The sequence below is a fragment of the Mycobacterium sp. HUMS_12744610 genome (assembly GCF_041206865.1).
In the GTDB taxonomy this organism is placed as follows: domain Bacteria; phylum Actinomycetota; class Actinomycetes; order Mycobacteriales; family Mycobacteriaceae; genus Mycobacterium; species Mycobacterium servetii.
The window spans coordinates 2,507,782-2,531,278 of the sequence record NZ_JBGEDP010000001.1; the positions used below are offsets into that span (position 1 = coordinate 2,507,782).

The following is a 23,497-nucleotide window of genomic DNA, read 5'->3' on the forward strand; positions in this document are numbered from 1 at the left end:
TTTTTTTAGGAAGTTTCCGCCAAAGCGGTGCGCCCTCAGGCCACGCCGGGGTCCGACGTCTGTTCCGGGGCGGCCTGCACGTCGTCGATGCGGTACTGCCGGGCAGCCGCGACCGCCACCGACGGGTCGATCTCGCCGTCGCGCGCCAGCGCCTCGAGCACCGCGACCACCTGCGACTCGGCGTCGGTGTTAAAAAACCGCCGCGCGGCGGGGCGGGTGTCGGAGAAGCCGAACCCGTCGGTGCCCAGCGTCACGTAGGTGTTGGGCACCCACGGCCGGATCTGCTCGGGCACCCCCCGCATCCAGTCCGACACGGCGACCACCGGCCCGGTGGCCCCCTCGAGCGCCTTGGTGATGTAGGGCACGCTCGCGGGCCGGTCGGGGTGGAGCAGCCGGGCCTTCTCGACGGCCACGCCGTCGCGGTTGAGCTCGCCCCAGCTGGTCACCGACCACACGTCGGCGGCGACGTCCCACTCGGCGGCCAGCAGCTCCGCCGCCTTCAGCGCCCCGGGCATGGCGACCCCGGAGGCCAGGATGTGGGCCTTGTTGGCCCGCTGCTCGGTGGCGGTGTGGTAGCGGTAGATGCCCCGCAGCACGCCCTCGGGATCGAGGTTGTCCGGCTCGGGCGGCTGGACGTAGGGCTCGTTGTAGACGGTGATGTAGAAGAACACGTTCTCCGGGTCCGGCCCGAACATACGGGCCAGCCCGCTTTCGACGATGTAGGCGATCTCGTAGGCGAACGCCGGGTCGTAAGACACCACCGCGGGATTGGTGGCGGCCAGCAGCAACGAGTGCCCGTCGGCGTGCTGCAGACCCTCGCCGGTCAGCGTGGTGCGGCCCGCAGTGGCTCCCAGCAGGAAGCCGCGCGTCATCTGGTCGGCCGCGGCCCACATGCCGTCGCCGGTGCGCTGGAAGCCGAACATCGAATAAAAGATGTAGAGCGGGATCATCGGCTCGTTGTGCGTCGCATACGAGGTGCCGGCCGCGATGAACGACCCCACCGACCCCGCTTCGTTGATGCCCTCGTGCAGGATCTGCCCGACTTCGCTCTCCTTGTAGGCCAGCATCAGGTCGGCGTCCACGGCGGTGTAAAGCTGGCCCAGCCGGTTGTAGATCTTCAACGACGGAAACCACGAGTCCATGCCGAACGTGCGCGCCTCGTCGGGAATGATCGGGACGATCCGCGGCCCGACTTCCTTGTCGCGCATCACCTCTTTGAAGGTGCGCACCAGCGCCATCGTCGTGGCGACCTCCTGGTTCCCGGACCCCTTCTTCAGCGCGGCGTAGGTCTCGCGGCCGGGCAGCCGCAGCGCCTTGGTCTTGGTGCGGCGCTCCGGCAGGAATCCGCCCAGGGTGCGGCGCCGGTCGAGCAGGTAGCGGATCTCGGGGGCGTCGGAACCGGGGTGGTAGTAGGGCGGCAGGTAGGGGTCCTCGTCGAGCTGGGCGTCGCTGATCGGGATCCGCATGGAGTCGCGGAACCACTTGAGGTCTTCCAGCGCCAGCTTCTTCATCTGGTGGGTGGCGTTGCGGCCCTGGAAGTGCGCGCCCAGCGAGTAGCCCTTGATGGTCTTGGCCAGGATCACCGTCGGCTGGCCCTTGTGCTCGACGGCGGCGCGGTAGGCGGCATAGACCTTGCGGTAGTCGTGACCGCCGCGCTTGAGGTTCCAGATCTCCTGGTCGCTCATGTTCTGCACCAGCGCCTTGGTGCGCGGGTCACGCCCGAAGAAGTGGTCCCGCACGTACCCGCCGTCGTTGGCCTTGTAAGTCTGGTAGTCCCCGTCGGGCGTGGTGTTCATCAGGTTCACCAGCGCGCCGTCGCGGTCGGCGTGCAGCAGCGCGTCCCATTCGCGGCCCCACACCACCTTGATGACGTTCCAGCCGGCGCCGCGGAAGAACGACTCCAGCTCCTGGATGATTTTGCCGTTGCCGCGCACCGGGCCGTCGAGGCGCTGCAGGTTGCAGTTGATGACGAAGGTCAGGTTGTCCAGGCCCTCGAGCGCCCCGACGTGCGCCAGGCCGCGGCTCTCGGGTTCGTCCATCTCGCCGTCGCCCAAAAAGCACCACACGTGCTGGTCAGAGGTGTCCTTGATGCCCCGGTCGTGCAGGTAGTGATTGAACCGCGCCTGATAGATGGCGTTGAGCGGGCCCAGGCCCATCGACACCGTCGGGAACTCCCAGAAGTCGGGCATCAGCCGCGGGTGCGGATAGGATGGCAGCCCACCGCCGGGGTGGCTGTGCTCCTGGCGGAACCCGTCGAGCTGGTCGGCGGTCAGGCGCCCCTCCAGAAACGCGCGCGCGTAGATCCCGGGGGAGGCGTGGCCCTGGATGAACACCTGGTCGCCGCCGCCGGGATGCGACTTGCCGCGGAAGAAGTGGTTGAACCCGACCTCGTAGAGCGCCGCCGAGGACGCGTAGGTCGAAATGTGGCCGCCCACACCGATTCCCGGACGCTGGGCACGGTGCACCATGATCGCCGCGTTCCACCTGATCCACGCCCGGTAGCGACGCTCGACGTCCTCGTCGCCGGGAAACCACGGTTCCAGCTCGGTCGGGATGGTGTTGACGTAGTCGGTGGACGTCAGCGCCGGGATGGCCACCCGCTGCTCGCCGGCCCGTTCCAGCAGCCGCAACATGATGTAGCGGGCCCGCGCCGGACCCGAGCGCTCCAGCAGCTGGTCAAAGGACTCCAGCCACTCCGAGGTCTCCTCGGGGTCGATGTCGGGCAAGTAGGAGGCCACACCTTCGCGGATCACCCGAACGCGGTCGGGTTCGCTTGCGCTGCTTGGGTTTTTCGCCAGATCGTGGCGCGCGAACTCGGTGGTCAACGCACTGCTCCTGTGTTCTGCGGGACGTGTGGCTTTGCGGTGCACCGCACCTGGTCTCCCTATCGTGCCGCACCGGCGTTCGGGGCGGGAACCCGCCGTCCATCCGCCGCGCAACGTTCACCCGGCCCGGCGATCCGGTGCGTCGGGAGGTTGCCGAATGTCGTCACCCGGTAACGTCAGCACCCGTGCTCATCGGATGGCGCGGGGTCCCTCGCGCGCGCGTGGGGGACCTGCGCAGGCGGGGTGCCCTGGCGCTGGGCTGCGCGGCGGCGGCCCTGATGGGCGTGCTCGGTCTGGTGGCCGGGTGCACCACGGTCACCAACGGCACGGCGACGCCCGACACCAACCTGGCCCCGGCCTACCGGCAATCGGTCTCGGCGTCGGTGTCGGCCTCGCAGGCGACCTCGAGCAGCCGGGAGTCGCAGCGGCAGCAGTCGCTGACGACCAGGGCGGTCCGCAGCTCCTGCGATTCGCTCGCCACCGCGAGCAAAGACGCGATCGACAAGGTGAACGAGTTCGTGGCCGCGTTCAATGCGGGCCGCAGCACCGGCCCGACCGAGGGACCGGCCATCGCGGCGCTCAACGACAGCGCCGCGAAGGTCCTCGACAGCTTCAACGACGCGCTGTCCCAGCAGCTCAAAGACGCCTTCAACGCCTACGCCGACGCGGCGCACGCGGTGGCGAACGCCATCGGGACCCACGCGCCGACCGGCGAGTTCAACAAGCGGGTCGACCAGCTCAACGACGCCAAGACCAAGGCGCTCAAGCTGTGCCTGGCCTCGTTCTGAGGGGTTCTGAGAAGCTCCTGCCAGCCGATTCCCAGGGCAGCTCCTGAGTAGAGGTATGGACCCGGTGCCGGCTGTGCGACGATAATCCCCATCGCACGGCGCGGACGAATACAAGGAGGCTCCACGGTGGTCGCGGCGGATCACGCTCGCAAATTGGGCATCCAACGAGACCAAGTCGTCCAGGAGTGGGGTTGGGACGAAGACACCGACGACGACATCCGCGCCGCGGTCGAGGAGGCCTGCGGCAGTGAGCTGCTCGACGAGGACACCGACGAGGTCGTCGACGTCGTGCTGCTGTGGTGGCGCGACGGCGACGGGGACCTGGTGGACACGCTGATGGATGCCATCAGCCCGCTGGCCGAGGACGGGGTGATCTGGGTGCTGACGCCCAAGACCGGCAAACCCGGTCACGTGCTGCCCGCCGACATCGCCGAGGCGGCGCCGACCGCGGGCCTGATGCCGACCTCGTCGGTCAACCTGGGGGACTGGGCCGCCAGCCGGCTGGTCCAGCCCAAATCCCGGGCCGGGAAGCGTTGATGCTGCCGGTCGGAGCCACCGCCCCGGATTTCACGTTGCGTGACCAGAATCAGCAGCGCGTGACCCTCAGCGGCTACCGCGACGCCAAGAACGTCCTGCTGGTGTTCTTCCCGCTGGCGTTCACCGGGATCTGCCAGGGCGAACTGGACGCGGTGCGCGATCATCTGCCCGACTTCGAGAACGACGACCGCGCGGTGCTGGCCATCTCGGTGGGCCCGCCGCCCACACACAAGATCTGGGCGATCCAGAGCGGGTTCCTGTTTCCGGTGCTGTCGGATTTCTGGCCGCACGGCGAGGTCAGCCAGGCCTACGGCGTGTTCAACGACGACGCCGGCTACTCCAATCGCGGCACCTTCGTCGTGGATCGGTCCGGGATCATCCGGTTCGCGGAGTGCAAGCAGCCCGGCGAGGCGCGCGACCAGCGCCTCTGGACCAAGGCGCTGGCGGCTTTGCAGGATTGAGGTTCCGGCGAGCGCGCGTGTCTCTGTACGGCGACACGCCGCGTGGGGCGTACAAGCGCGCCCGCGCGCCGGGTTTGGGTACTTGCGCTGGGGGCGTGTAGCCTCCGGCGGGCATGGGGGCGCGTAGCTCAGTGGTAGAGCTCTGGTTTTACACACCAGCGGTCGGCGGTTCGATACCGTCCGCGCCCACCAAGAAATACCTGCTGGGGGCAATGGATACGCCGCCCGCAGTTATCGCCGATGTTCGGCTTCGCTCGCCTGGTGCAGGGCAGCCATGATCGCCTCACGAGTGGGTAAGTCGAGTCGGCAAGATCGTCCAATCGGCACTGCGCCAGCGCGCATTACGTCGGCGCCGTTGACGACAACCGACGGTGACGGGAAGTCCCCGACGTGTTCGGTGATCGGCACGTCGATTCCCAGTGAGCCGAGGCACTCGGCCAGGGTCTCGCGTGTGGCGGCGGCGTTTGGGCATCCGGGATGGCTGAGAAGCTCGATTTGCATGGTCTGGTGGCCCCTTCCCATCTCACGGCCAAAGCGGTCGTCCAGTCAAGGATGCCAGGACGCGGGACTCCGCAGCTACGGATTCCAGGCGATTATCGACGGTGGGAACACTTGAACGAGCCGACCCCCGTTGGGCCGAAAGCGCCAGGCAGGAAACGACGGGAGCGGTTTTCGATCTTCGTCGTACCGGCTCTTGTCGGCGGCACTGAACGTGGCGATAAAGATTCACACACCAGCGGTCGGTGGTTCGATACCGTCCGCGCCCACGCGGGTTGACGCGGCGTCGCCGCGACCGATATGGCAGTCTCGGGGACGTGGACGAGCATCCGGATTTTCAGACTGCCGGTGCGGGCCGGACGGCGGCGCCCGTGCGGCCCGCTGTCCCAGGCCGGAACCGATGGACATGGTCCGGACGCTGATGGCCGACGCCCACCGCCGCGTCAGCGACCTCGAGCGGGCCGGCGGGAAGGCCGGCCACCGGCCGCGCTCCGATGATGACGACTGGTGACACGGTGAAGCCGTTCCACATCGACGTATCCGACGACGTGCTGGGGGATCTGAGCTCGCGCCTGGCGCGCACCCGCTGGCCCGAGGCCGAATGCGTGGACGACTGGAGTCAGGGCATCCCGCTGGACTACACCCGCGTGTTGGCCGGCTACTGGGCCGACGAATACGATTGGCGCTCCCGCGAGGCCGCGCTGAACCGCTTCGACCAGTTCACCACCGAAATCGACGGGCTGGACATCCATTTCATCCATCAGCGCTCACCGCACCCCGATGCGTTCCCGCTGCTGATCACGCACGGCTGGCCCGGCTCGATCGTGGAGTTCCAGAAGGTGATAGAGCCCCTGACCAACCCGGCGTCCGGCCGCGCCGAAGACGCGTTTCACGTTGTGTGCCCGTCACTTCCGGGCTACGGCTTCTCCGGGAAGCCCACCCGCACCGGGTGGGGCGTCGAGCGGATCGCGCACGCGTGGGAGACGCTCATGGGCCGCCTCGGCTACCAGCGGTACGGCGCGCAGGGCGGCGACTGGGGCGCGGCCGTCACCACCCAGATCGGCCGCAACCGCGGACGCTGCGCGGCCATCCACCTGAACATGCCGATCGGGCGCCCGACCCCCGAAGCGCTGAAGAACCCGACCGAAGAGGAACAGCGGGCCCTGGCCGCGCTCGCCGCACACCGCAAGTGGGGCACCGGCTACTCCAAGCAGCAGTCCACTCGGCCGCAGACGCTGGGCTACGGGCTCGTCGATTCGCCGGTGGGCCAACTGGCGTGGATCGTCGAGAAGTTCTGGGCCTGGATGGATTGCGACGGCAACCCGGAGAACGTGCTGAGCCGCGACGAGTTGCTCGACAACGTGATGGTGTACTGGGTGACGGGCACGGCCACCTCCTCGGCCCGTCTCTACTGGGAGAGCTTCCGGGTGTGGGAGCAGCAGGACAGGGTCGAATTGCCCACGGGCGTCGCGGCTTTCCCGGGCGAGCTGATGAAGCCGCCGCGGTCTTGGTGCGAACCGGCCTACAACATCACGCGCTGGACGGCCATGCCGCGCGGCGGGCACTTCGCGGCCTTCGAGCAGCCAGAGCTGTTCGTCGAGGATTTGCGCGCGTTCTTCGCCACGGTGCGGTGAGCGGCCCGTCCGCCCGCCGGCACGATATGGCTGTATGGCTGAGCTGATAAGGTCAGCCATATGAAGACCACCGTGAATCTCCCGGACGAGCTGTTCCGCGAGGCGCAAACTCGCCCGCCGGGAACAGACGACGTTGCGGGAGTTGATCGAGAGCGGCCTGCGCGCGGTGATCAAGCAGCGCTCCGGCGCCGAGTCTTTCGTACTCACCGACGCCAGCGTCGACGGGCAGGGCTTGCAGCCGGCGTTCCGCGGCGCCTCGTGGGAGAAAATCCGCGACGAGATCTACGCCAACCCGGCATGATCGCCGTCGACACCAATATCTTGGTCTATGCCCATCGGCGAGACTCCGAGTTTCACTCGGCCGCGTCCGCACGCATCAAGACACTCGCCGAAGGCAAAGCCGCGTGGGCGGTTCCCTGGCCGTGCCTGCACGAATTCTTCGCGATAAGCACACACCCGAAGATCTACAGCCCGCCGAGTTCGCAGAGTCAAGCCATCGCACAAGTCGATGCGTGGCTGGAATCGCCTTCCCTGTCCGTGCTCGGCGAGCCCGCGGGCTACTGGGAACGGCTCAAGACGATGCTCGCTGCGGGGAAGGTCACCGGCTCGCTGGTGCACGACGCGCACATAGCGGCATTGTGCGTGGCGCACGGCGTACGCGAATTATGGTCCGCTGATCGAGATTTCGGCAGGTTCGGCTCCGTGGTCGCGGTGAGGAATCCGTTGGTTGGCTGACGGCAGAAACCCGCGGCAGATGCGGCCGACCCGCAGTGCCGGCGTGCTGGCCGGCTACCTGGCCGACGTCGTGCTGGGTGACCCGAAGCGGGGTCATCCGGTCGCGCTGTTCGGCCGCGCGGCGGCCCGGTTGGAGCGGGTCACCTACCGCGACAGCAGGATCGCCGGCGCCGTGCACGTGGGCCTGCTGGTGGCCGGCGTGGGCGCGCTGGGTGCGGCCGCGGGCAGGACCGCCGACCGCGGCGGCCGGGCCGGGCCGGGCGCGGTCACCGCGGCGGCCACCTGGGTCGCGCTGGGCGGAACGTCGCTGACGCGCACCGGCCTGCACATGGCACGGCTGCTGGAGCGCGGCGATATCGACGCCGCGCGGCGGCTGCTGCCGTCGCTGTGCGGGCGCGACCCGGCCGCGCTGGATCGGGCGGGCCTGACGCGCGCGGCGCTGGAGTCGGTCGCCGAGAATACCTCCGACGCCCAGGTCGCCCCGCTGCTGTGGGCGGCGGCCGGCGGCGCGCCCGCGGTGCTGGCCTACCGCGGCGTCAACACCCTGGACTCGATGATCGGCTACCGCTCGCCGCGCTACGCCCGGTTCGGTTGGGCCGCAGCGCGATTGGACGACGCGGTCAACTACGTCGCGGCGCGCGCGACCGCCGCCCTGGTGGTGATCTGCGCGCCGCTGGTGGGAGGATCGCCGCCGGGTGCGGCGCGAGCCTGGCGTCGCGACGCCGCCGCCCATCCCAGCCCCAACGCCGGCGTCGTCGAGGCGGCCTTCGCCGGGGCGCTGGGGGTGCGGCTCGGCGGGCCCACCCGGTATCGCCACGAGCTGGAGTTGCGGCCCACCCTCGGCGATGGCGGCCCGCCCGGCGTGGCCGACCTGCGCCGCGCGGTGGCGTTGTCGGCGGTGGTACAGGTGGTGGCCGCGCTGCTCGCGGGCGGATTGTCCTACCCGCGGCGGCCGTAGCGGTCGGCGAGCTTCTCCTCGACGGTCTGCGGGGGCGGCGGGGCCTCGCCAGCAGGCGGCGTCGCCTGCTGCTTCTCCCGGCGGCGGGCCCGGAGCTCGGCGTAGGCGAAATAGCCCAGCCCGATCGGGGCGAGGATGCCGAACGAGATCCACTGGATGCCGTAGGACAGGAACGGCCCGGCGTCCAGGTGCGGAATGCCGACGACGCCCAGCCCGCCGGGCTGGTCCTCGACCAGCTGCAGGTACGAGCCGGTCAGCGGGACCTTGGTCAGCGTCGAGACCTGTTCGGTGTTGATCGAATACACCTGCTCGAAGCCGTCATTGAGGAACGGCTCCTTGTCCTGGGCGGCCGGCTCGGAGTCGCGCAGCCGCGCCGTGATGGTTACGGTCTGCTGCGGTGCCGGGGGGATCGGGGGCACGTGCGAGCCCTGCTCGGGTCGCACGTAGCCGCGGTCGACCAGGACGGTGGGCCCGTCGTCGACGGCGAACGGTGCGAGCACCTCGAACGCGGGATCGCCGTCGACGACGCGCAGCCGGGCCAGCACACGAACGTCGGCCAGGTAGTGCCCGGTCGCCGTAACCCTGCGCCACTGCGCGTCGGGTGCCGACGAATCCTGCTGCGGCAGCAGTGTTCTCAAAGGCACCGGGGCGGTGTTGAGGGACTGCTCGATCTGGTGGTTCTCCCGGGTCGTCCTGGTGTTCTTGCCCAGCTGCCACGGCGCGAGCACGGTGAAGCACAGGTAGGTGAAGGCGATGACCACCAAGGCCAGAGCTATCCAGCCCGGCCGCAGCAGGAACGCCAGGCCCCGCACCGGACGAGGCATCAGCCCGTTCCGTTCCGCTCGAGTCGGTCGTCGACCCAGTCGTGCAAGCCGGGCAGGGCGGCCGCGATGACGGTGTAAACCGCCTCGAAGTCCTCGTGTTCGCCGTAGTAGGGATCCTCGACGTCGGGCGTGTGGGCCCCCGAACGCGGGTCGAACGACCGCAGCATCCGCAGCCGCTGGGGGTCGACGCCCAGGTGTTGCAGCATCCGCAGGTGGTTGCGGCTCATGGCCACCACCAGGTCGGCCGCGAGGTGGTCGGCGCCGACCTGGGCGGCGCAATGGTCGGTGGGGATGCCGTGGTCGCGCAGGACGCGGGCCGCCCGTGCGTCGGCGCTGCTGCCGACGTGCCAGTCGCCGGTGCCCGCACTGCTCACCCGCACCGCGTCGCCCAGGCCGCGGCGCCGTAGTTGGTCGGCGAACATCTTCTCGGCCATCACCGAGCGGCAGATGTTGCCGGTACAGACGAACGTGACGTGCAGCGGCTCGCGATCAGACACCGAGCACCCTCCGCAAATCGGCGACCGTGGCGGCGTGCGTGGCGCCCTCGCCGAGCCCGTCGGGGAAATCGGCCTGCCCGTAGCCCCAGCCGACCACCACGGTGTCGATGCCGTGTTCGGCCGCCCCGACGACGTCGTGGCTGCGGTCACCCACCATGAGCACCCGCTCGGGCAGCGGCGCGAGCTGTGACAGCGCGTGGGCCAGCACGTCGGCCTTGGTGCTGCGCGAGCCGTCGGTGCCGGCTCCGGCGATCACCTCGAAGTACCCGTCGAGCCCGAAATGGGCGAGGACGCGCCGGGCCGTCGGCTCGGCCTTGGAGGTGGCCACGGCCATCCGGACGCCGGCGGCGCGCAGGTCGGCCAGCAGCGGCTCGATGCCGTCGAACAGCCTGTTCATCGCCCAGCCCCGCGCGGTGTAGTCGTTGTAATAGGCCGCGATCGCCTCCTCGGTGTCCTCGCCGAGGCCCAGCGTGCGCAGCGTGAGGTGCATCGGCGGGCCCACGAGCCGGGCGATCAGGTCACCGTCGGGCACCGTCGCGCCGACCCGTTCCAGGGCGTGGCGGAAGCTGGCCAGGATCCCCTCCGCGGAGTCGGTCAGCGTGCCGTCGAGGTCGAAGATCACCAGCTGCGCCGTCACCATGCTGCGTGTCACCAGACCATTGTCCCCGACGTTGCTGTGGCCGGCCCCCGACGGCCCACTAGTGTTTCACGGATGGCGAGTCTGCAGCCGAGCCCGCCTGCGGCGGCGCGCTACCACGGTGACCAGGCCGTTGCTCCCGGGATGCTCGATTTCGCCGTCAACGTCCGCGACCCGCGGCCGCCGGAGTGGCTGATGCGGCGGCTGGCCGAGCGGCTGGGTGACCTGGCGCGGTATCCCGGCGCCGACGACGTGCGCCTCGCGCAGGAGGCCGCGGCCCGCCGGCACGGCCGCGCCCCCGACGAGGTGCTGCCGCTGGCCGGCGCGGCGGAGGGCTTCGCGCTGTTGAGCAACCTGCGCCCGGCGCGGGCGGTGGTCGTCGCGCCCTCGTTCACCGAGCCGGCCGCGGCGTTGACCGCGGCCGGGGTGCCGGTGCACCACCTCGTGCTCGAGCCGCCGTTCGGCCTGGACGGCATGCGGCCACCGGAGGACGCCGACCTGGTCGTGGTGGGCAACCCGACCAACCCGACCTCGGTGCTGCACACCCGCGAGCAGCTGCTGGCCTGGCGCCGGCCCGGGCGGGTCCTGGTGGTCGACGAGGCGTTCGCCGACGCGGTGCCCGGCGAGCCGGAGTCGCTGGCCGGCGAATCGCTGCCCGACGTGCTGGTGCTGCGCAGCCTGACCAAGACGTGGGCGCTGGCCGGATTGCGGGTGGGCTACGCGCTCGGCGCGCCGGGGCTGTTGGCGCGGCTGACCGCGCAGCGGGCACACTGGCCGGTGGGAACTTTGCAGCTGACGGCCATCGCGGCCTGCTGCGACCCGGCGGCGGTTGCCGACGCCGCGGCCGCGGCGGTCCGGCTGCAGGCCTGCCGCGCCGACATGGCGGCGGGGCTGGCGGCGGCGGGTGCCGAGGTGTTCGCTGGCCGCGGGCCATTCGTGCTGTTTCGCCACCCGGACGCCCTTCGGGTGCGAGAGGCTCTGAGAGACAAGGGGATTGCCATCCGCCGCTGTGACACATTCGTCGGCTTGGACGACCGTTACCTCCGTGCGGCGGTGCGCCGCGAGTGGCCGCGGCTGGTTCGGGTCATCTCAGAGGCGACGACGAACGGGGACCCGAGGTGAGCGCGCGACTGGCCGACGTCATCGACGTGCTGGACGAGGCCTATCCGCCGCGGCTGGCCCAGTCGTGGGATTCGGTGGGGCTGGTCTGCGGCGACCCCGACGACGCACTGGAGTCGGTGACCGTCGCGGTGGACGCCACGCCCGCCGTCGTCGACGAAGTGTCCGCGGGCGGCCTGCTGCTGGCCCACCACCCGCTGCTGCTGCGCGGGGTCGACACAGTGGCGGCCAGCACGCCGAAAGGTGCGCTGGTGCACCGGCTGATCCGCACCGGGCGTTCGCTGTTCACCGCCCACACCAACGCCGACTCGGCCTCGCCGGGGGTGTCCGACGCGCTGGCCGACGCCCTGGGCCTGACCGTCGAATCGGTGCTCGAGCCGGTGGCCGACCGCGCCGATCTGGACAAGTGGGTCATCTACGTGCCGCGCGAGAACGCCGAGGCGGTGCAGGCGGCCGTGTTCGGGGCCGGCGCGGGTCGCATCGGCGACTATTCGCACTGCAGCTGGAGCGTCGGCGGCATCGGGCAGTTCCTGCCGCACGAGGGCGCCTCGCCCGCGATCGGCAGCGTCGGCGCGGTCGAGCGGGTCGCCGAGGACCGGGTCGAGGTCATCGCGCCCGCGCGACTGCGGGCCGGTGTGTGGGCGGCGATGCGTGCCGCCCACCCGTACGAGGAGCCGGCGTTCGACATCTTCGCCCTGCAGCCGTTGCCGGGCAACACCGGGCTGGGCCGGGTGTGCGCGCTACCGCAGCCGGAATCGCTGCGGCGCTTCGTTTCTCGCGTCGGTGACGCGCTGCCGCAGACCTCCTGGGGCGTGCGTGCCGCGGGTGACCCCGACCTGGCCGTGTCGCGGGTGGCCGTCTGCGGCGGTGCCGGGGACTCGTTGCTTGCCGCCGCGGCGGGCGCCGGCGTGCAGGCCTACGTCACGGCCGACCTGCGGCACCATCCGGCCGACGAGCACCGCCGGGCCTCGGGTGTGGCCCTGATCGACGTGGCGCACTGGGCCAGTGAGTTCCCCTGGTGCGAGCAGGCCGCGGGCCTGTTGCGCTCCCGGTTCGGGGCCGCGCTGCAGGTGCGGGTGTGCGGCATTCGCACCGACCCCTGGAACCTGGGGCATCTTGGCGACAAGGCCGGAAGGGATCAGCCATGAAAGCCGAAGTGGGACAGCAACTGTCGCTGCTCGAATTGTCGAAGCTGGACGCCGAGCTGTCCCGGCTCGCCCACCGGTCCACCCACCTGCCGCAGCAGCAGGAATGCGAGCGGATGCAGGCCGAACGGGACGCCGCACGGGACCGCGCCGCCGCGGTCACGATTGCGCTGCAGGACGTGGACGCGCAGGTGGCCCGGCTCGAAGCGGAGGTCGACTCGGTGCGGCAGCGGGAGAACCGGGACCGCTCGCTGCTGGCCTCGGGTGCCACGGACGCCAAGCAGCTGTCGGATCTGCAGCACGAGCTCGAGACCCTGGAACGCCGGCAGGCGAGCCTGGAGGATTCGCTGCTGGAGGTGATGGAGCGCCGCGAGGAGTTGCAGGCGCAGCTGGACGCCGAGACGACGACGGCGGATGCGTTGCAGGCCGAGCTGGCCGGCGCCGAGCAGGCCCTCGACGCCGTGCGCGCCGAGATCGACGCGGCCCGCCGGGTTAATGCGTCGCGCCGCGACGAGCTGACCGCGGCGCTGGACCCCGCCCTGTCCGCGCTCTACGAGCGGCAGCGCGCGGGGGGCGGGCCGGGTGCGGGGCCGCTGCTCGGACGGCGCTGCGGTGCATGCCGTCTCGAGATTGACCGCGGCGAGATGGCACGCATCTCGGCCGCCCCCGAGGACGAGCTGGTGCGCTGCCCGGAGTGCGGGGCGATCCTGCTGCGGGTCAAGGGAATCGAGCAGTGAAGGTCGTCATCGAGGCCGACGGCGGGTCGCGTGGCAACCCCGGGCCGGCCGGATACGGCGCGGTGGTGCTCAGCGAGGACCGTTCCGCCGTGCTGGCCGAGGCCAAACGGGCGATCGGCCGCGCGACCAACAACGTCGCCGAATACCGGGGCCTGATCGCAGGTTTGGCGGATGCCCTGGAACTGGGCGCCACCGAGGCCACCGTCTTCCTGGACTCCAAGCTGCTCGTGGAGCAGATGTCGGGCCGGTGGAAGGTCAAGCACCCGGACCTCAAGGAACTGCACGCCGAGGCCCGCGCGCTGGCGTCGAGGTTCGACCGCATCCGGTACACCTGGGTGCCGCGGAAGCGCAACGCGCACGCCGACCGATTGGCCAACGAGGCGATGGACGGTGCGTCCGACCCGCCGGCCGCCGAGCCCGCGAAAACCGCCGAGCCGGCGAAAACCGCCGAGCCGGCGGCCCGGGCCCCGAGCGCACCGCGATGGACCGGCGTGCGCGGCACGCCGACCAGGTTCCTGCTACTGCGGCACGGCCAGACTGAGCTGTCGGTGCAGCGCCGGTATTCGGGGCGCGGCAATCCGCGCCTGACCGAGGTGGGCCGGCGCCAGGCCGGGGCCGCCGCGCGATACCTGGCGCAACGCGGCGGGATCGCGGCGGTGTTCTCCTCGCCGCTGCAGCGGGCGTACGACACCGCCGCGACGGCGGCCAAGGCACTGGGCCTGGACGTGACCGTCGACGACGACCTCGTCGAAACCGACTTCGGGGCCTGGGAGGGGCTGACGTTTTCCGAAGCGGCGCAGCATGATTCGGAGCTGCACCGGCGCTGGCTGCAGGACACCGGCACCAGCCCGCCGGGCGGGGAGAGTTTCGAGGCCGTGCTGGACCGGGTGGCGCGGGCGCGCGGGCGGATCGTCGCCGCGCATGAAGGGGACACCGTGCTGGTGGTCTCGCACGTGACCCCGATAAAGATGCTGCTGCGGCTGGCACTGGACGCGGGGCCCGGGATCCTGTACCGGCTGCACCTCGACCTGGCGTCGCTGAGCATCGCCGAATTCTATTCCGACGGCGGGTCTTCGGTGCGTCTGGTGAACCAGACCGCCTACCTGTGATCAGGCGCGGCGCAGCACGTAGTCGGCGCGGTCGCCCAGCATGGCCGCCCAGCCCAGCCCGCCCCCGGCCAGGGTGATGTTGAGCCCCGGGCACCGCGCCGGGATGCCCGACCACAGCATGTCGGCGCAGGCGACCAGGCCGTTGACCGGGAACAGCGTGGTGATCGTTTCGAACGGCGTGTCCGGAGCGGGGATCGGCGGCCACTGCGCCGAGCCGGTGTGCAGGCACACGACGGTGTCGGTCTGCTCGATGGCGGCAAAGAACGGGTGGGGCGGCGTTGCGGCGCAGCTCCTCGGGTGCAGCTCCGGGTCGGCCAGCCAGGGCAGCTACAACGGGATGATCCGGTCCGGCTAGCTGGCGGCCCACACCTCCAGATGCCAGTCGTTCCAGCCCCGCAGCGCGGCCCGCCCCAGCCCGGGGTCGTCGCTCTTCCAGAAGACTGCCTGCGAACCCGGCGATCAGCGACTAGAAGTTCAGCGATGCCCAGATGCCGGCGAGGTCCATGTCGGCGATGCGGGCGTCGATATCCCAACAGCCGCAACGTATTTCGTCGAAGCTGGCGGCCTGCATGCTCCACTCCTCGTGCGGGCGACCGATCACCGCGTTGAGGCCGATGTTGGGCTGCTCCCGGCCCTCGTACCGCCACACCTGACGACCGTCGTCGGTCTCGACGACCTTCGGCGCGCGGTCGGCCAGCGCGGCGGGGAACCGGCCGGCGAACACGTCGGGCGGCTCGATGACGTGGTCGTCGACCGAGATCACCACGTGCTCTCGCCGCCGGGGATCGGGGTCTGGCAGCAGCGCCATATCTGTTGACGTCGTCGGTTTTCGGGCGGTGTCAATACTTCCCCGGGGCGGACCTTGCGGGCGGCCGGCAGGCGGATCACCGCTTCGTCGACCCCATCTGTCACACCAGCACCGTGGGCGGACCCATCACATCATCGTCAAAAGCGATATCGCATGCGATAGCGGATCCGAAAGTCACTCGTCGTGTCTGCGCGAGGAGACGCTTCGAACCCGGGGGCAACGGAGAGCCGTTACCACGGCGGCTGTTACGCGCCGAGCCGGCGCCCAGTGACGGTGTGCCGCACGATCTGAAGCCACATGTTGTGGATGCCTTCGGCCCAAGGTCTCGGAAAGTGGCCGTCCATCGTTCGCAGCAGGGCGGGAACCCGGTCCGGGTCGACCTCGGCCCCGGCGCCCCGCACCAGGACGCTCAATCCGGACTTCCCGTCGTCGTCGACGTGGTCGACCTCGAAGGCGAGCATCGGTTGCTGCATCGCGGCTCGTTTCGCGCCCCCCTCGATGCGGAAAACGATGCCGTGCCCGGCCAGGCCGTAGTTGATGGGCACCGCGAGCGGTCCGAGGTCGTCCTGATAGACGAGTCGCCCGAAGCTAGCGGCACCGAGCAGGCGGAAACATTCGTCGGAGGAGAGTTCTTCGAGCTCACGTTGCGTCATGATCGGATCCTCGCCAAGGCGCACCGGCGCCGCGACGGCCGAAGGTCCCATATCCAGGTGATGCACGGATGAGCACCCAGACTCGCGACCGCCTGGCCGCCCAAGCCCGCGAACCAGGGATCTCGATTTCCGCTCTGCCCACCGAGCTGGCCTCCCAGGCCGAGCGGCAGGCGATCTTCCGCGCCGAACGCGAGACCACCCGCGCCGAAGCGACCGCCGACGCCGTCCGCGAGGAGGCCCGCGACTGGGAGGGCACGGTAGGCAGAGACCTTGACTGAGCTGCGACGGGGAGACCTCTGGCTGGTCAGCCTCGGCGCCGCTCGCGCCGGTGAGCTCGGCAAACACATCGTTTCCGCTGACGAGCTACTCGAATCCGAGACGCCATGGCCCTCATTCTGGGCTACCGCGGGACGGCATGCCGCACGAACGTCCAGGGCCACCGGATAGGTCCCCACGGCCCCCGCTGTGGCCGGCCGTCGATGGTCAGCACCGCTTCCGTAGGTAGCGCTTTCGCGGCTGTGGTCGTCATGGCCCGTCTCCTTCCGATTAGTGGCCTTGACCCGGTGCGGTCCTGCCACCATCGTAGGTCGGTATGACGTGGATCACAGCGGTGGCTGCATGAGGGCGGTTGCGCTGCGGCAGGCCGGGCAGCCCACGTCCGTCGAAGAGTTGGCGCTGCGGCCCATCGGCGCGCACGAGGTGCGGGTTCGACTGCACGCCATCGGCCTGTGCCATAGCGACGTGTCGCTGCGAGACGGGGCCATCCCGACGCTGGTGCCGTCGACCCTCGGCCACGAGGGCGCGGGGGTCGTCACCGAGGTGGGCTCCGAGGTCAGCACCGTCGGCGCCGGTCAGCACGTCGTTTTGACCTGGAACGTGCCGTGCCGGTCCTGCCCGCACTGCCTGCGCGGCGAAGCCGAGCTGTTCTCCTCGGCCAGCGACGCCACCCCCATCCCCGGCCACACCGGGCCGCCGGCGGCTCTCGGCGTGCGGGCCGCCGTAGGCATGGTCGTAGCCGTGCACGCAAGTTGGCCACCAGGCGGTTCGTGGCCGCGTCCTCGTAGAAAGCCTGCCAGTCCTGCATCCGGCCGATGCGGTCGTAGCCCGAACGGGCCCGGTTCGGGCTCAGCGCCGCGGGCGTCTACTCATCACGCGGTTGTCGAAGTACGCGACGTTCGGGCCGTGGTGACCCCGCAGCCCAGCAGCGCGGCCAGGTCCAGTGGCAACGACTCGTCGATCGGCACGACGGCCGCAGCCGGCAGCAGCGTGCCCTCGATGACGGGCAGACCATATTCGACCTGCTCGACGCGGACTATGCACGGGACGTGCTTGCCGACCTGCGAAGGATCCTCGCTCCCGACGGTCTGATCTGCATCGCCAGCCTGACATCCAGGGACCGGCCACTCGAACGGGCCGTTTCGCGGGCGTGGACGGGGTTGTGGCGAGTGGCGCCGCAGTTGGTGGGCGGGTGCCGTCCCATCGCGGTGAGCGCACTGCTGGATCACCACTGGCAGGTTCGGCACCACTCGCGCGTCCATCGGTTCGGACTCGTCACCGAGGTCTTGACGGCAGCTCCCGGCCGGCAGTGACCTCTCGGCCATGCCGGCCGGGCCGGTCAGCCGGTCAACGTGATCGCGCCTTCGGGGCAGTTGCGCGCGGCGTCGGCGGCCTGCGCCTCGAGGTCGCCCGAGACCTCCTCGGCCAGCACCGCGCAGTGGCCCACTTCATCGGCGTCGAACACCGCGGGCGGGGGATGGCCCTCCACGTCGGCCGCGATCATCGCGGACAGCACGTCGTCGCGCGGGTGGGCGACGTGGTCGTCGATGGCGCGCTCAAAGTACTCCTAGACGTGCTCGGCCGCGGACGCCGCGGCGGACCCCGTGCTGCTCGTAGTTGCGGGCGCCGTCCGGGCGGATGATGCCGTCCTTCCACTCGAGAACTTGTCCAGTCCTCCAGCGGAGCCCGAGCAGCTGCAAAAACACCGTGTACGGAAGCGGCACGGCGAACTCGGCATGAAAGTCGCATTCGTCCCGATCGGCGAAGGCGTCGATCATCTCGTTCACCAGCTCGCTGACGCGCGGTTCGCGCCGCGCCATCTCCCACGACACGAACAGGGGATCGAGGACGCGGCGGTACTTGGCATGCTCGGGCGGGTCGATCTGCGACGGGATCAGCGGCCGCACATTGCCGAGGCTGACCGCATCCATGTTCGACGAGAAGAGTTCGGTGCGCTCGAGCGCCGTCTCGATGTCGGCGCGGCGGGTGAGGAAGACCGCTTCCGGCAACCGGAAAACCGGGGCGGATTCGCGCAGCGCCTTGTACATCTGCTGCGGCTCCGCCAGGCCCTTCGTCGTCTGCTCGACAAATCTTTCGGTATCTGTTGTGCGGTCAGCCTGGCACACACGGCCCCGTGGGCAATGCCATCCGGGGCCATCGCGGGGCCGCGTTTCGGCTTGGCAATCTGGCCGGGTGTCGGCATGCTCGCTGTATGACCCACTCACACGACGACGACGGATCCGACGACGCACGCCAGTTCTGGGAGGAGCGCTACAGCTCCTCTGAACGGACGTGGAGTGGGCGCGTCAACGCCCAACTCGCCGCGACGGCCGCCGACCTGACACCGGGCCGGGCCCTGGACCTCGGCAGCGGCGAGGGCGCCGACGCGCTGTGGCTCGCCGAGCGCGGCTGGCAGGTGGTGGCCGTCGACGTCTCCGACACCGCGCTGCAACGGGCGGCCGAGGCGGCATCTCAGCGAAACCTGCTGGACCGCATCGAATTTCAGTGCCTCGATCTCAACGAGAGCTTCCCGGAGGGGACTTTCGACCTGGTGTCGGTGCAATATCTGCACTCACCCGCGCGACTGGAGCGCGAGGCGGTGCTGCGGCGGGCGGCCGACCACGTCGCGCCCGGCGGGGTGCTCCTGATCGTCGACCACGGCGAAGCCCCGCCCTGGGCCAAACAGCACCTGCACCGGTTTCCCGGGATCGAGGAGGTGCTGGCGTCGTTGCAGCTGGATGAGACCTGGACGCGGTTGCGGGCCGAGCAGGTCGAGCGGGAAACGCTCGGGCCGGACGAACAACCGGCGACCCTGGTCGACAACGTCATGGTGCTGCGCAAAGCCGCATAGGCCGGGGCGGCGGTTGCTGGCCCCGGCCTTGCGCAGCGGGTACCGTTGATCGTCGCGGACGAGTTGGCCGGGCGGCCGCGGAGCGCCGCAAGGCGGTTCGAGGAAAGTCCGGACTTCACAGAGCAGGGTGATTGCTAACGGCAATCCGAGGTGACTCGCGGGAAAGTGCCACAGAAAACAAACCGCCACCCTCGCGGTGGTAAGGGTGAAACGGTGCGGTAAGAGCGCACCAGCATCCCGGGTGACCGGGGTGGCTCGGCAAACCCCACCCGAAGCAAGGTCAAGAAGGCCGCACCGCAAGGTGCGGCCGCGCAGGCGTTCGAGGGTTGCTCGCCCGAGCCTGCGGGTAGACCGCTCGAGGCACCCGGCGACGGTGTGTCCAGATGGATGGTCGCCGCCCCGCCGCCGTTGGCCACGCCGCGGCGGCGGGGAACAGAATCCGGCTTACAGGCCAACTCGTCCGCCCGTCTTCGCGGCTCAGCGCCGCGCTTTGCGAACCGACTTGTCGAGTTGACGCAACGCGTCGTCGACCTGCCGCTCGCACATCTTGGCCAGGTCGACCTCCTGCTGGTAGAGCAGGCCGTAGGTGAAGGTGTCCTCCCCGGCGGCATGCGCGGCGGCGGCCTGCTGCAGCAGGTGCGCCTGGCTGACCACGCTGTCCTGGTGGTCGCCGAGCAGTGTCTGGATCGCCTTCGCCCGCTCGGACACCTCCGCCGCGCCGGTCGCGGCCGCGGTGTAGCGGAGCCGCTTCGCGCGCTTGCGGATCCGGTGCAGCGCTTCGTCGCGATGCTCCTCGGGCGCCCGGGCGGCGGCCTTGGCGCCCCGGCGCACCTTCTGGTAGGCCGCGTCGATGGTCACCGGCGGCGCTTCCCGGCCGGCCGCGGCCGCCGGGGGATGGGCCACCACCGCGTCGAGGGCGTCGAGCAGGCGGAAGTAGCGCTGCGACCGCATCGCGGCCAGCGATCGCCGCAATCCGGCCTGGTAGCGGCGTCGGGCGCCGTCGACCAGGCGCTCCCGGACCCTACCGCGCACCAGTTCGGGTGGCAGCGCGTCCAGCGCCAGCCGGTACCGCGCGCCGAGCACCTCGGCGTCGCGGGCGCCGCCCAGCACGTTGCCGAGCTCGCGCAGTTCGTCGAGGATCCACGCGTCGGCGGACGACACGAACTCCGGCGACTCACCGAGCAGGCTGCGGATCTTGCGGATGGTCACCCGCATCTGGTGCACGGCGTCGTCGGCGTCGGCCCGCACGGCCCGATCCCACACGAGCAGCGCACCGACCTGCTCGGCCACCGCGCGCTGCACGGGGTCGGCGGGCGGCCGGGTGTCGTTGGGCTGCACGGCCGGGCCGAGCACCCGGGCCAGCTTGGAGGCGTGGCCGGCGGGCGCGGCCCCGGCGTCGAGCAGCCGATTGGCCAGCCGGGTCAGCAGCTCGGCGTCGGCGGCCTGGTTCGTCGTTCTCTCACTCGCCGAGAGCTCGAGTTCCCACTCACGCCACTCCTGTTCGACCGGCTGCTCGTCGGGCGACGCCCCGATCGCCCACGCGGTGACGTGGTCGTTGCTGAACTCCGCCAGCGCCGTGCCGTCGACGCCGTACAGCACCTGGGTTTCTCGTTCGGTGGAGATCCGCGCGACCGGTTCGAGGGGGCGATCGCGCACGATGGCCAGCACCACGTCCAGCAACTCGCCTGGAACGACCCCCCCTCCGGGGACGCCCTCCGGGGCATCCAGTGGCATCCGGACCTCGGTGCGGGCGTCGGGCCCGGCGGGCAACTTCAGGTGCCAGCCCGCGTCGGACCCGCCCGTGCGGCGCCGCAGCGTGATCTTGTTGCGGGCCAGGTCCTGCCCGGGGGTGTCGAAGTAGGTGGCGTCCAGCGACTGGGGCGGCGACTTCTCCACGCGCGCCACCGCGGCGATCCCGTCGAAGGACGGCGACACCGCCGAGTCGACGACGTCGAACTTGCGCTCCACCTCCAGGTAACGCGAGGGTTTGGACGCATTTGCAGGCATGTCGGCTCCGTGGCGGGCGCGGCGGCGCCGTCGGGTACGTCGTGGACGGTGCTGAATGTACACGCCGCCGACGGGCTGCAGGGGGTCCAGTGGCCCGGCATCCGCGGCCGCGGGCAGCCCGTCGGCGGCTACTGGCGCAGGTGCATCGCCAGCCCCGACAGCCGGCGAATCGTCTGGATCTCGCTGTTCCGGAAGGGTCGTCCGTCCGGCCGCAGTAGGTCGTGGAACCACACTTTCGGGACGGCCGGGTAGGGGTGGTCCCAGGAGTCCCAGGGGAAGTAGGTCTGGGTTTTGCCGGCGACCAGGCCCCAGTTGTAGGCGCCGACGTTGTGGCGTTTGGCCACCGGCAGGATGCCCTGGACGGTGCTGCCCTGGGTGCGGGCCATGTACTCGGTGCACAGGATCGGTCGCCCCTGCGGGGCGAGTTCGGCGATGCGGCTCTCGAAGGTCGCCGGCTCGGCGTAGGAGTGGAAGGTGATCACGTCGGAGTTGTCGACCTGGATGCCGGCGACGGCGCTGCGGCCGGCGTCCGACCAGTGGCCGTGCCAGACCCCGCTCGTCAACGGCTGGCTCGGGTCGACCGTGCGTGCCCACCCGAACACCTCGGGGAGCAGGTCGGCGACGAGTGCCCGCTTGTCTGCACGTTCGACCGAGCGGTACTGGTTTGCGGGGTTGTCGGGCTCGTTCCACAGGTCCCAGCCCAGGACGCGGTCGTCGTTGCGGAACTGGCTCAGCACGCCGGTGACGTAGCCGCGCAGTGTCCGCCGGTAGCCGCGGTCACCGAGGTGTTCGGCGCCCGGGCTCTGCACCCACCTCGAGTTGTGGATCCCGGGCCGGGGCGCGGGCTGCGGGCCCGGCTTGGGGTGCGGGTCCCAGCAGGAGTCGAACAGCACGAACAGGGGTTTGATGCTGTGGCGCGCGGCGATGGCGACGAATTGCGCCAGCCGGCCCTGAAATCCGCGGGCATCCTGCGCCCAGAGCAGGTCGTGCAGGAAGACCCGCACCGTGTTGAACCCGGCCGAGCGCGCCCAGCCCAGCTCCGTGTCGATGCGTCGCGGGTCGTAGGTGTCGGCGGCGAACATCTCGAGCTGGTTGACCGCATTCGACGTGATGAAGTTGGCCCCGACGGGCCAGGGCAGCGACCGATACCAGCGCTGGGCGCGGTCCGGTGACCACCGGGTGGGGTCCGGTGAGGCGTTCGGCGGTTGTGCGGCCGCGCGCGGTGCCCGGGCCAGTGCGGAGCCTCCTGCCAGTAGCGTCGGCAACTTCAGAATCGTCCGGCGTGCGGCGTGCGCACCCTTGCCCACCCGGGGATCATGTCTGGGAGTAATGGTTACCATCCTGTCACACAACGGTTTTCGGCGTTATGTAACAGAATTGACAGTTACCGGCGGACCAAACGTGGCGCTTTGGACCGATGCGGCGATCTTGCGATCTGGCACCGAATGCGCTCAGCGACAACTACTTTCGCGGCCGCAAGCCGAGTCCGTAGACCAGTCTGCAGGAGTCGGGCGCTGCGCCGGTGGGTCGGCGTCGGCTGGTGCTCAGAAACTGTGTTCGTCGGCCGGGAAGACTCCCTCGGCCACCTCTTGGGCGTACTGCATTGCGGCACGACGCAACTCCGCTCCGACGTCGCCGAACCGCTTGACGAATCGGGCCGTCTTACCGCCGCTCATCCCGGCCATGTCCTGCCAGACCAGGACCTGGCCGTCGCAGTTGGGGCCGGCCCCGATCCCGATCGTCGGGATGGTCAGCTTGCCGGTGATCTGGGTGGCTAGCTCGGCCGGCACCATCTCCATGACCACCGAGAATGCGCCCGCTTCGGCGACGGCGATCGCGTCGGCGACGGTCTGTTCGGCGGCGTCCCCGCGGCCCTGCACCCGGAAGCCGCCGAGGCCGTTGACGCTCTGCGGGGTGAAACCGATATGAGCCATCACCGGGATGCCCGCCGCGCTCAGGCAAGCGATCTGCTCGGCGACCCGCTCGCCGCCCTCGAGCTTGACGGCGTGCGCGCCGCCCTCCTTCATGAAGCGGGTGGCCGAGGCCAGCGCCGCGGCCGGCCCCGCCTCGTAGCTGCCGAACGGCAGGTCGGCGACCACCAGGGCGTGTTGGGCTCCGCGCACGACACCGCGCACCAGCGGGATCAGCTCGTCGATCGAGACGGGCACGGTGGTGTCGTAGCCGTACACCACGTTGGCGGCCGAGTCGCCGACCAGCAGCACCGGGATGCCGGCCTCGTCGAAGACACGGGCGGTCGAGTAGTCGTAGACCGTCAGCATGGCCCACTTGTGGCCTTCGGCCTTCATCTTCTGCAGGTGGTGGGTGCGGATCTTGGTGAGCGGCCGGGACGGCCCGGGAGAGCTTGCACCGTAGACGTTCTGCTCAGACATCGTTGTCC

The 23,497-nt window shown here is 70.3% G+C and carries 28 protein-coding genes, 1 tRNA gene, 1 other RNA gene and 2 pseudogenes; 17 read left to right on the forward strand and 15 right to left on the reverse strand.

Annotated features, from left to right (window positions below):
- Positions 1 to 35: 35 nt before the first annotated feature.
- On the reverse strand, positions 36 to 2,825 hold the full coding sequence (gene aceE, locus AB8998_RS12305; RefSeq protein ID WP_369738219.1) for a pyruvate dehydrogenase (acetyl-transferring), homodimeric type: 2,790 nt from the start codon (positions 2,823 to 2,825) through the stop codon (positions 36 to 38).
- A gap of 185 nt (positions 2,826 to 3,010) precedes the next feature.
- Between aceE and AB8998_RS12310 the strand changes: the two genes are divergently transcribed.
- From AB8998_RS12310 to AB8998_RS12345, 8 genes are all read left to right on the forward strand, one after another.
- Positions 3,011 to 3,613 (forward strand): hypothetical protein, encoded by a 603-nt coding sequence (locus AB8998_RS12310; protein ID WP_369738220.1) that lies wholly within the window; start codon positions 3,011 to 3,013, stop codon positions 3,611 to 3,613.
- Positions 3,614 to 3,739: 126 nt separating this feature from the next.
- Positions 3,740 to 4,150, forward strand: a complete 411-nt coding sequence (locus AB8998_RS12315) for a DUF3052 domain-containing protein (RefSeq protein WP_369738221.1) — start codon at positions 3,740 to 3,742, stop codon at positions 4,148 to 4,150.
- The gene (locus tag AB8998_RS12320) at positions 4,150 to 4,611 is read left to right on the forward strand and encodes a peroxiredoxin (protein WP_369738222.1); all 462 of its coding nucleotides are present in this window, start codon (positions 4,150 to 4,152) and stop codon (positions 4,609 to 4,611) included. The genes AB8998_RS12315 and AB8998_RS12320 overlap by 1 nt, the downstream gene beginning before the upstream one ends.
- 117 nt (positions 4,612 to 4,728) lie before the next feature.
- A tRNA-Val gene (locus AB8998_RS12325) sits at positions 4,729 to 4,803 on the forward strand.
- A gap of 821 nt (positions 4,804 to 5,624) precedes the next feature.
- Positions 5,625 to 6,743: an epoxide hydrolase family protein gene (locus AB8998_RS12330; protein WP_369741538.1), complete on the forward strand. Its 1,119-nt coding sequence runs from the start codon at positions 5,625 to 5,627 to the stop codon at positions 6,741 to 6,743.
- A 142-nt stretch (positions 6,744 to 6,885) separates the two neighbouring features.
- Positions 6,886 to 7,044 carry a hypothetical protein gene (locus AB8998_RS12335; RefSeq protein WP_369738223.1) on the forward strand — a complete coding sequence of 53 codons (159 nt, stop codon included), beginning with the start codon at positions 6,886 to 6,888 and terminating at the stop codon, positions 7,042 to 7,044.
- Positions 7,041 to 7,478 carry a type II toxin-antitoxin system VapC family toxin gene (locus tag AB8998_RS12340; protein ID WP_369738224.1) on the forward strand — a complete coding sequence of 146 codons (438 nt, stop codon included), beginning with the start codon at positions 7,041 to 7,043 and terminating at the stop codon, positions 7,476 to 7,478. Before AB8998_RS12335 ends, AB8998_RS12340 begins: the two co-directional genes overlap by 4 nt.
- 19 nt (positions 7,479 to 7,497) lie before the next feature.
- The gene (locus AB8998_RS12345) at positions 7,498 to 8,436 is read left to right on the forward strand and encodes a cobalamin biosynthesis protein (RefSeq protein WP_369741539.1); all 939 of its coding nucleotides are present in this window, start codon (positions 7,498 to 7,500) and stop codon (positions 8,434 to 8,436) included.
- Here the strand turns inward: AB8998_RS12345 and AB8998_RS12350 are convergent.
- Genes AB8998_RS12350 through AB8998_RS12360 form a run of 3 tightly spaced genes read right to left on the reverse strand, consistent with a single transcriptional unit; the run spans position 8,418 to position 10,397 of the window.
- Complete coding sequence (locus tag AB8998_RS12350; RefSeq protein ID WP_369738225.1) at positions 8,418 to 9,260, reverse strand: SURF1 family cytochrome oxidase biogenesis protein; 843 nt, start codon at positions 9,258 to 9,260, stop codon at positions 8,418 to 8,420. The genes AB8998_RS12345 and AB8998_RS12350 overlap by 19 nt on opposite strands.
- The gene (locus tag AB8998_RS12355; protein WP_369738226.1) at positions 9,260 to 9,757 is read right to left on the reverse strand and encodes a low molecular weight protein-tyrosine-phosphatase; all 498 of its coding nucleotides are present in this window, start codon (positions 9,755 to 9,757) and stop codon (positions 9,260 to 9,262) included. The genes AB8998_RS12350 and AB8998_RS12355 overlap by 1 nt, the downstream gene beginning before the upstream one ends.
- Positions 9,750 to 10,397, reverse strand: a complete 648-nt coding sequence (locus tag AB8998_RS12360; RefSeq protein ID WP_369741540.1) for an HAD-IA family hydrolase — start codon at positions 10,395 to 10,397, stop codon at positions 9,750 to 9,752. Before AB8998_RS12360 ends, AB8998_RS12355 begins: the two co-directional genes overlap by 8 nt.
- 36 nt (positions 10,398 to 10,433) lie before the next feature.
- Here AB8998_RS12360 and cobC point away from each other — a divergent pair, with 36 nt between their 5' ends.
- The 4 genes from cobC to AB8998_RS12380 are packed head-to-tail and all read left to right on the forward strand — an operon-like array spanning position 10,434 to position 14,504.
- Positions 10,434 to 11,516 (forward strand): Rv2231c family histidinol phosphate aminotransferase CobC, encoded by a 1,083-nt coding sequence (gene cobC / locus AB8998_RS12365; RefSeq protein ID WP_369738227.1) that lies wholly within the window; start codon positions 10,434 to 10,436, stop codon positions 11,514 to 11,516.
- The gene (locus tag AB8998_RS12370; RefSeq protein ID WP_369738228.1) at positions 11,513 to 12,661 is read left to right on the forward strand and encodes a Nif3-like dinuclear metal center hexameric protein; all 1,149 of its coding nucleotides are present in this window, start codon (positions 11,513 to 11,515) and stop codon (positions 12,659 to 12,661) included. The genes cobC and AB8998_RS12370 overlap by 4 nt, the downstream gene beginning before the upstream one ends.
- Positions 12,658 to 13,395: a zinc ribbon domain-containing protein gene (locus AB8998_RS12375; RefSeq protein WP_369738229.1), complete on the forward strand. Its 738-nt coding sequence runs from the start codon at positions 12,658 to 12,660 to the stop codon at positions 13,393 to 13,395. Before AB8998_RS12370 ends, AB8998_RS12375 begins: the two co-directional genes overlap by 4 nt.
- Positions 13,392 to 14,504: a bifunctional RNase H/acid phosphatase gene (locus AB8998_RS12380; RefSeq protein WP_369738230.1), complete on the forward strand. Its 1,113-nt coding sequence runs from the start codon at positions 13,392 to 13,394 to the stop codon at positions 14,502 to 14,504. Before AB8998_RS12375 ends, AB8998_RS12380 begins: the two co-directional genes overlap by 4 nt.
- Here AB8998_RS12380 and AB8998_RS12385 read toward each other — a convergent pair whose 3' ends face one another.
- The 3 genes from AB8998_RS12385 to AB8998_RS12395 form a co-directional block, all read right to left on the reverse strand.
- A complete protein-coding gene (locus AB8998_RS12385; RefSeq protein WP_369738231.1) occupies positions 14,505 to 14,735 on the reverse strand; it encodes a hypothetical protein in 231 nt (76 codons plus the stop codon).
- Positions 14,736 to 14,970: 235 nt separating this feature from the next.
- Positions 14,971 to 15,312 carry a hypothetical protein gene (locus AB8998_RS12390; RefSeq protein ID WP_369738232.1) on the reverse strand — a complete coding sequence of 114 codons (342 nt, stop codon included), beginning with the start codon at positions 15,310 to 15,312 and terminating at the stop codon, positions 14,971 to 14,973.
- A gap of 245 nt (positions 15,313 to 15,557) precedes the next feature.
- Complete coding sequence (locus AB8998_RS12395) at positions 15,558 to 15,965, reverse strand: pyridoxamine 5'-phosphate oxidase family protein (RefSeq protein ID WP_369738233.1); 408 nt, start codon at positions 15,963 to 15,965, stop codon at positions 15,558 to 15,560.
- A 68-nt stretch (positions 15,966 to 16,033) separates the two neighbouring features.
- Here AB8998_RS12395 and AB8998_RS12400 point away from each other — a divergent pair, with 68 nt between their 5' ends.
- Both AB8998_RS12400 and AB8998_RS12405 read left to right on the forward strand, forming a co-directional pair.
- Entirely contained in the window at positions 16,034 to 16,243 is a 210-nt protein-coding gene (locus tag AB8998_RS12400) for an antitoxin (protein WP_369738234.1), read from the forward strand.
- A pseudogene (locus AB8998_RS12405) lies at positions 16,236 to 16,334 on the forward strand (toxin); the annotation flags it as partial. The gene AB8998_RS12400 and the pseudogene AB8998_RS12405, both read left to right, overlap by 8 nt.
- Positions 16,335 to 16,365: 31 nt before the next feature.
- On the opposite strand, the gene AB8998_RS12410 reads toward AB8998_RS12405, so the two are convergent.
- Positions 16,366 to 16,494, reverse strand: a complete 129-nt coding sequence (locus AB8998_RS12410) for a hypothetical protein (protein WP_369741830.1) — start codon at positions 16,492 to 16,494, stop codon at positions 16,366 to 16,368.
- A gap of 89 nt (positions 16,495 to 16,583) precedes the next feature.
- Between AB8998_RS12410 and AB8998_RS12415 the strand changes: the two are divergent.
- Positions 16,584 to 16,856: pseudogene (locus AB8998_RS12415) on the forward strand (alcohol dehydrogenase catalytic domain-containing protein); the annotation flags it as partial.
- On the opposite strand, the gene AB8998_RS12420 reads toward AB8998_RS12415, so the two are convergent.
- From AB8998_RS12420 to AB8998_RS12435, 4 genes are all read right to left on the reverse strand, one after another.
- Positions 16,817 to 16,972 carry a hypothetical protein gene (locus AB8998_RS12420; protein WP_369741831.1) on the reverse strand — a complete coding sequence of 52 codons (156 nt, stop codon included), beginning with the start codon at positions 16,970 to 16,972 and terminating at the stop codon, positions 16,817 to 16,819. The pseudogene AB8998_RS12415 and the gene AB8998_RS12420 sit on opposite strands and share 40 nt — an antisense overlap.
- Positions 16,973 to 17,113: 141 nt before the next feature.
- Entirely contained in the window at positions 17,114 to 17,503 is a 390-nt protein-coding gene (locus AB8998_RS12425) for a hypothetical protein (RefSeq protein ID WP_369741832.1), read from the reverse strand.
- Positions 17,504 to 17,580: 77 nt separating this feature from the next.
- Positions 17,581 to 17,757: a ferredoxin gene (locus AB8998_RS12430; protein WP_369738235.1), complete on the reverse strand. Its 177-nt coding sequence runs from the start codon at positions 17,755 to 17,757 to the stop codon at positions 17,581 to 17,583.
- Positions 17,758 to 17,797: 40 nt separating this feature from the next.
- Entirely contained in the window at positions 17,798 to 18,289 is a 492-nt protein-coding gene (locus tag AB8998_RS12435) for a cytochrome P450 family protein (protein ID WP_369738236.1), read from the reverse strand.
- 164 nt (positions 18,290 to 18,453) lie between these two features.
- Here AB8998_RS12435 and AB8998_RS12440 point away from each other — a divergent pair, with 164 nt between their 5' ends.
- Both AB8998_RS12440 and rnpB read left to right on the forward strand, forming a co-directional pair.
- Positions 18,454 to 19,092, forward strand: coding sequence for a class I SAM-dependent methyltransferase (locus tag AB8998_RS12440; RefSeq protein ID WP_369738237.1), 639 nt, complete (start codon positions 18,454 to 18,456; stop codon positions 19,090 to 19,092).
- Positions 19,093 to 19,151: 59 nt separating this feature from the next.
- Positions 19,152 to 19,555: RNase P RNA component class A (gene rnpB / locus AB8998_RS12445), an RNA gene on the forward strand.
- Positions 19,556 to 19,569: 14 nt separating this feature from the next.
- Here the strand turns inward: rnpB and AB8998_RS12450 are convergent.
- From AB8998_RS12450 to panB, 3 genes are all read right to left on the reverse strand, one after another.
- Positions 19,570 to 21,099 (reverse strand): CYTH and CHAD domain-containing protein, encoded by a 1,530-nt coding sequence (locus AB8998_RS12450; RefSeq protein WP_369738238.1) that lies wholly within the window; start codon positions 21,097 to 21,099, stop codon positions 19,570 to 19,572.
- Between the two features lie 128 nt (positions 21,100 to 21,227).
- Positions 21,228 to 22,439, reverse strand: a complete 1,212-nt coding sequence (locus tag AB8998_RS12455) for a glycoside hydrolase 5 family protein (protein ID WP_369738239.1) — start codon at positions 22,437 to 22,439, stop codon at positions 21,228 to 21,230.
- Positions 22,440 to 22,643: 204 nt separating this feature from the next.
- Positions 22,644 to 23,489, reverse strand: coding sequence for a 3-methyl-2-oxobutanoate hydroxymethyltransferase (gene panB, locus AB8998_RS12460; protein ID WP_369738240.1), 846 nt, complete (start codon positions 23,487 to 23,489; stop codon positions 22,644 to 22,646).
- Between the last annotated feature and the right edge of the window lie 8 nt (positions 23,490 to 23,497).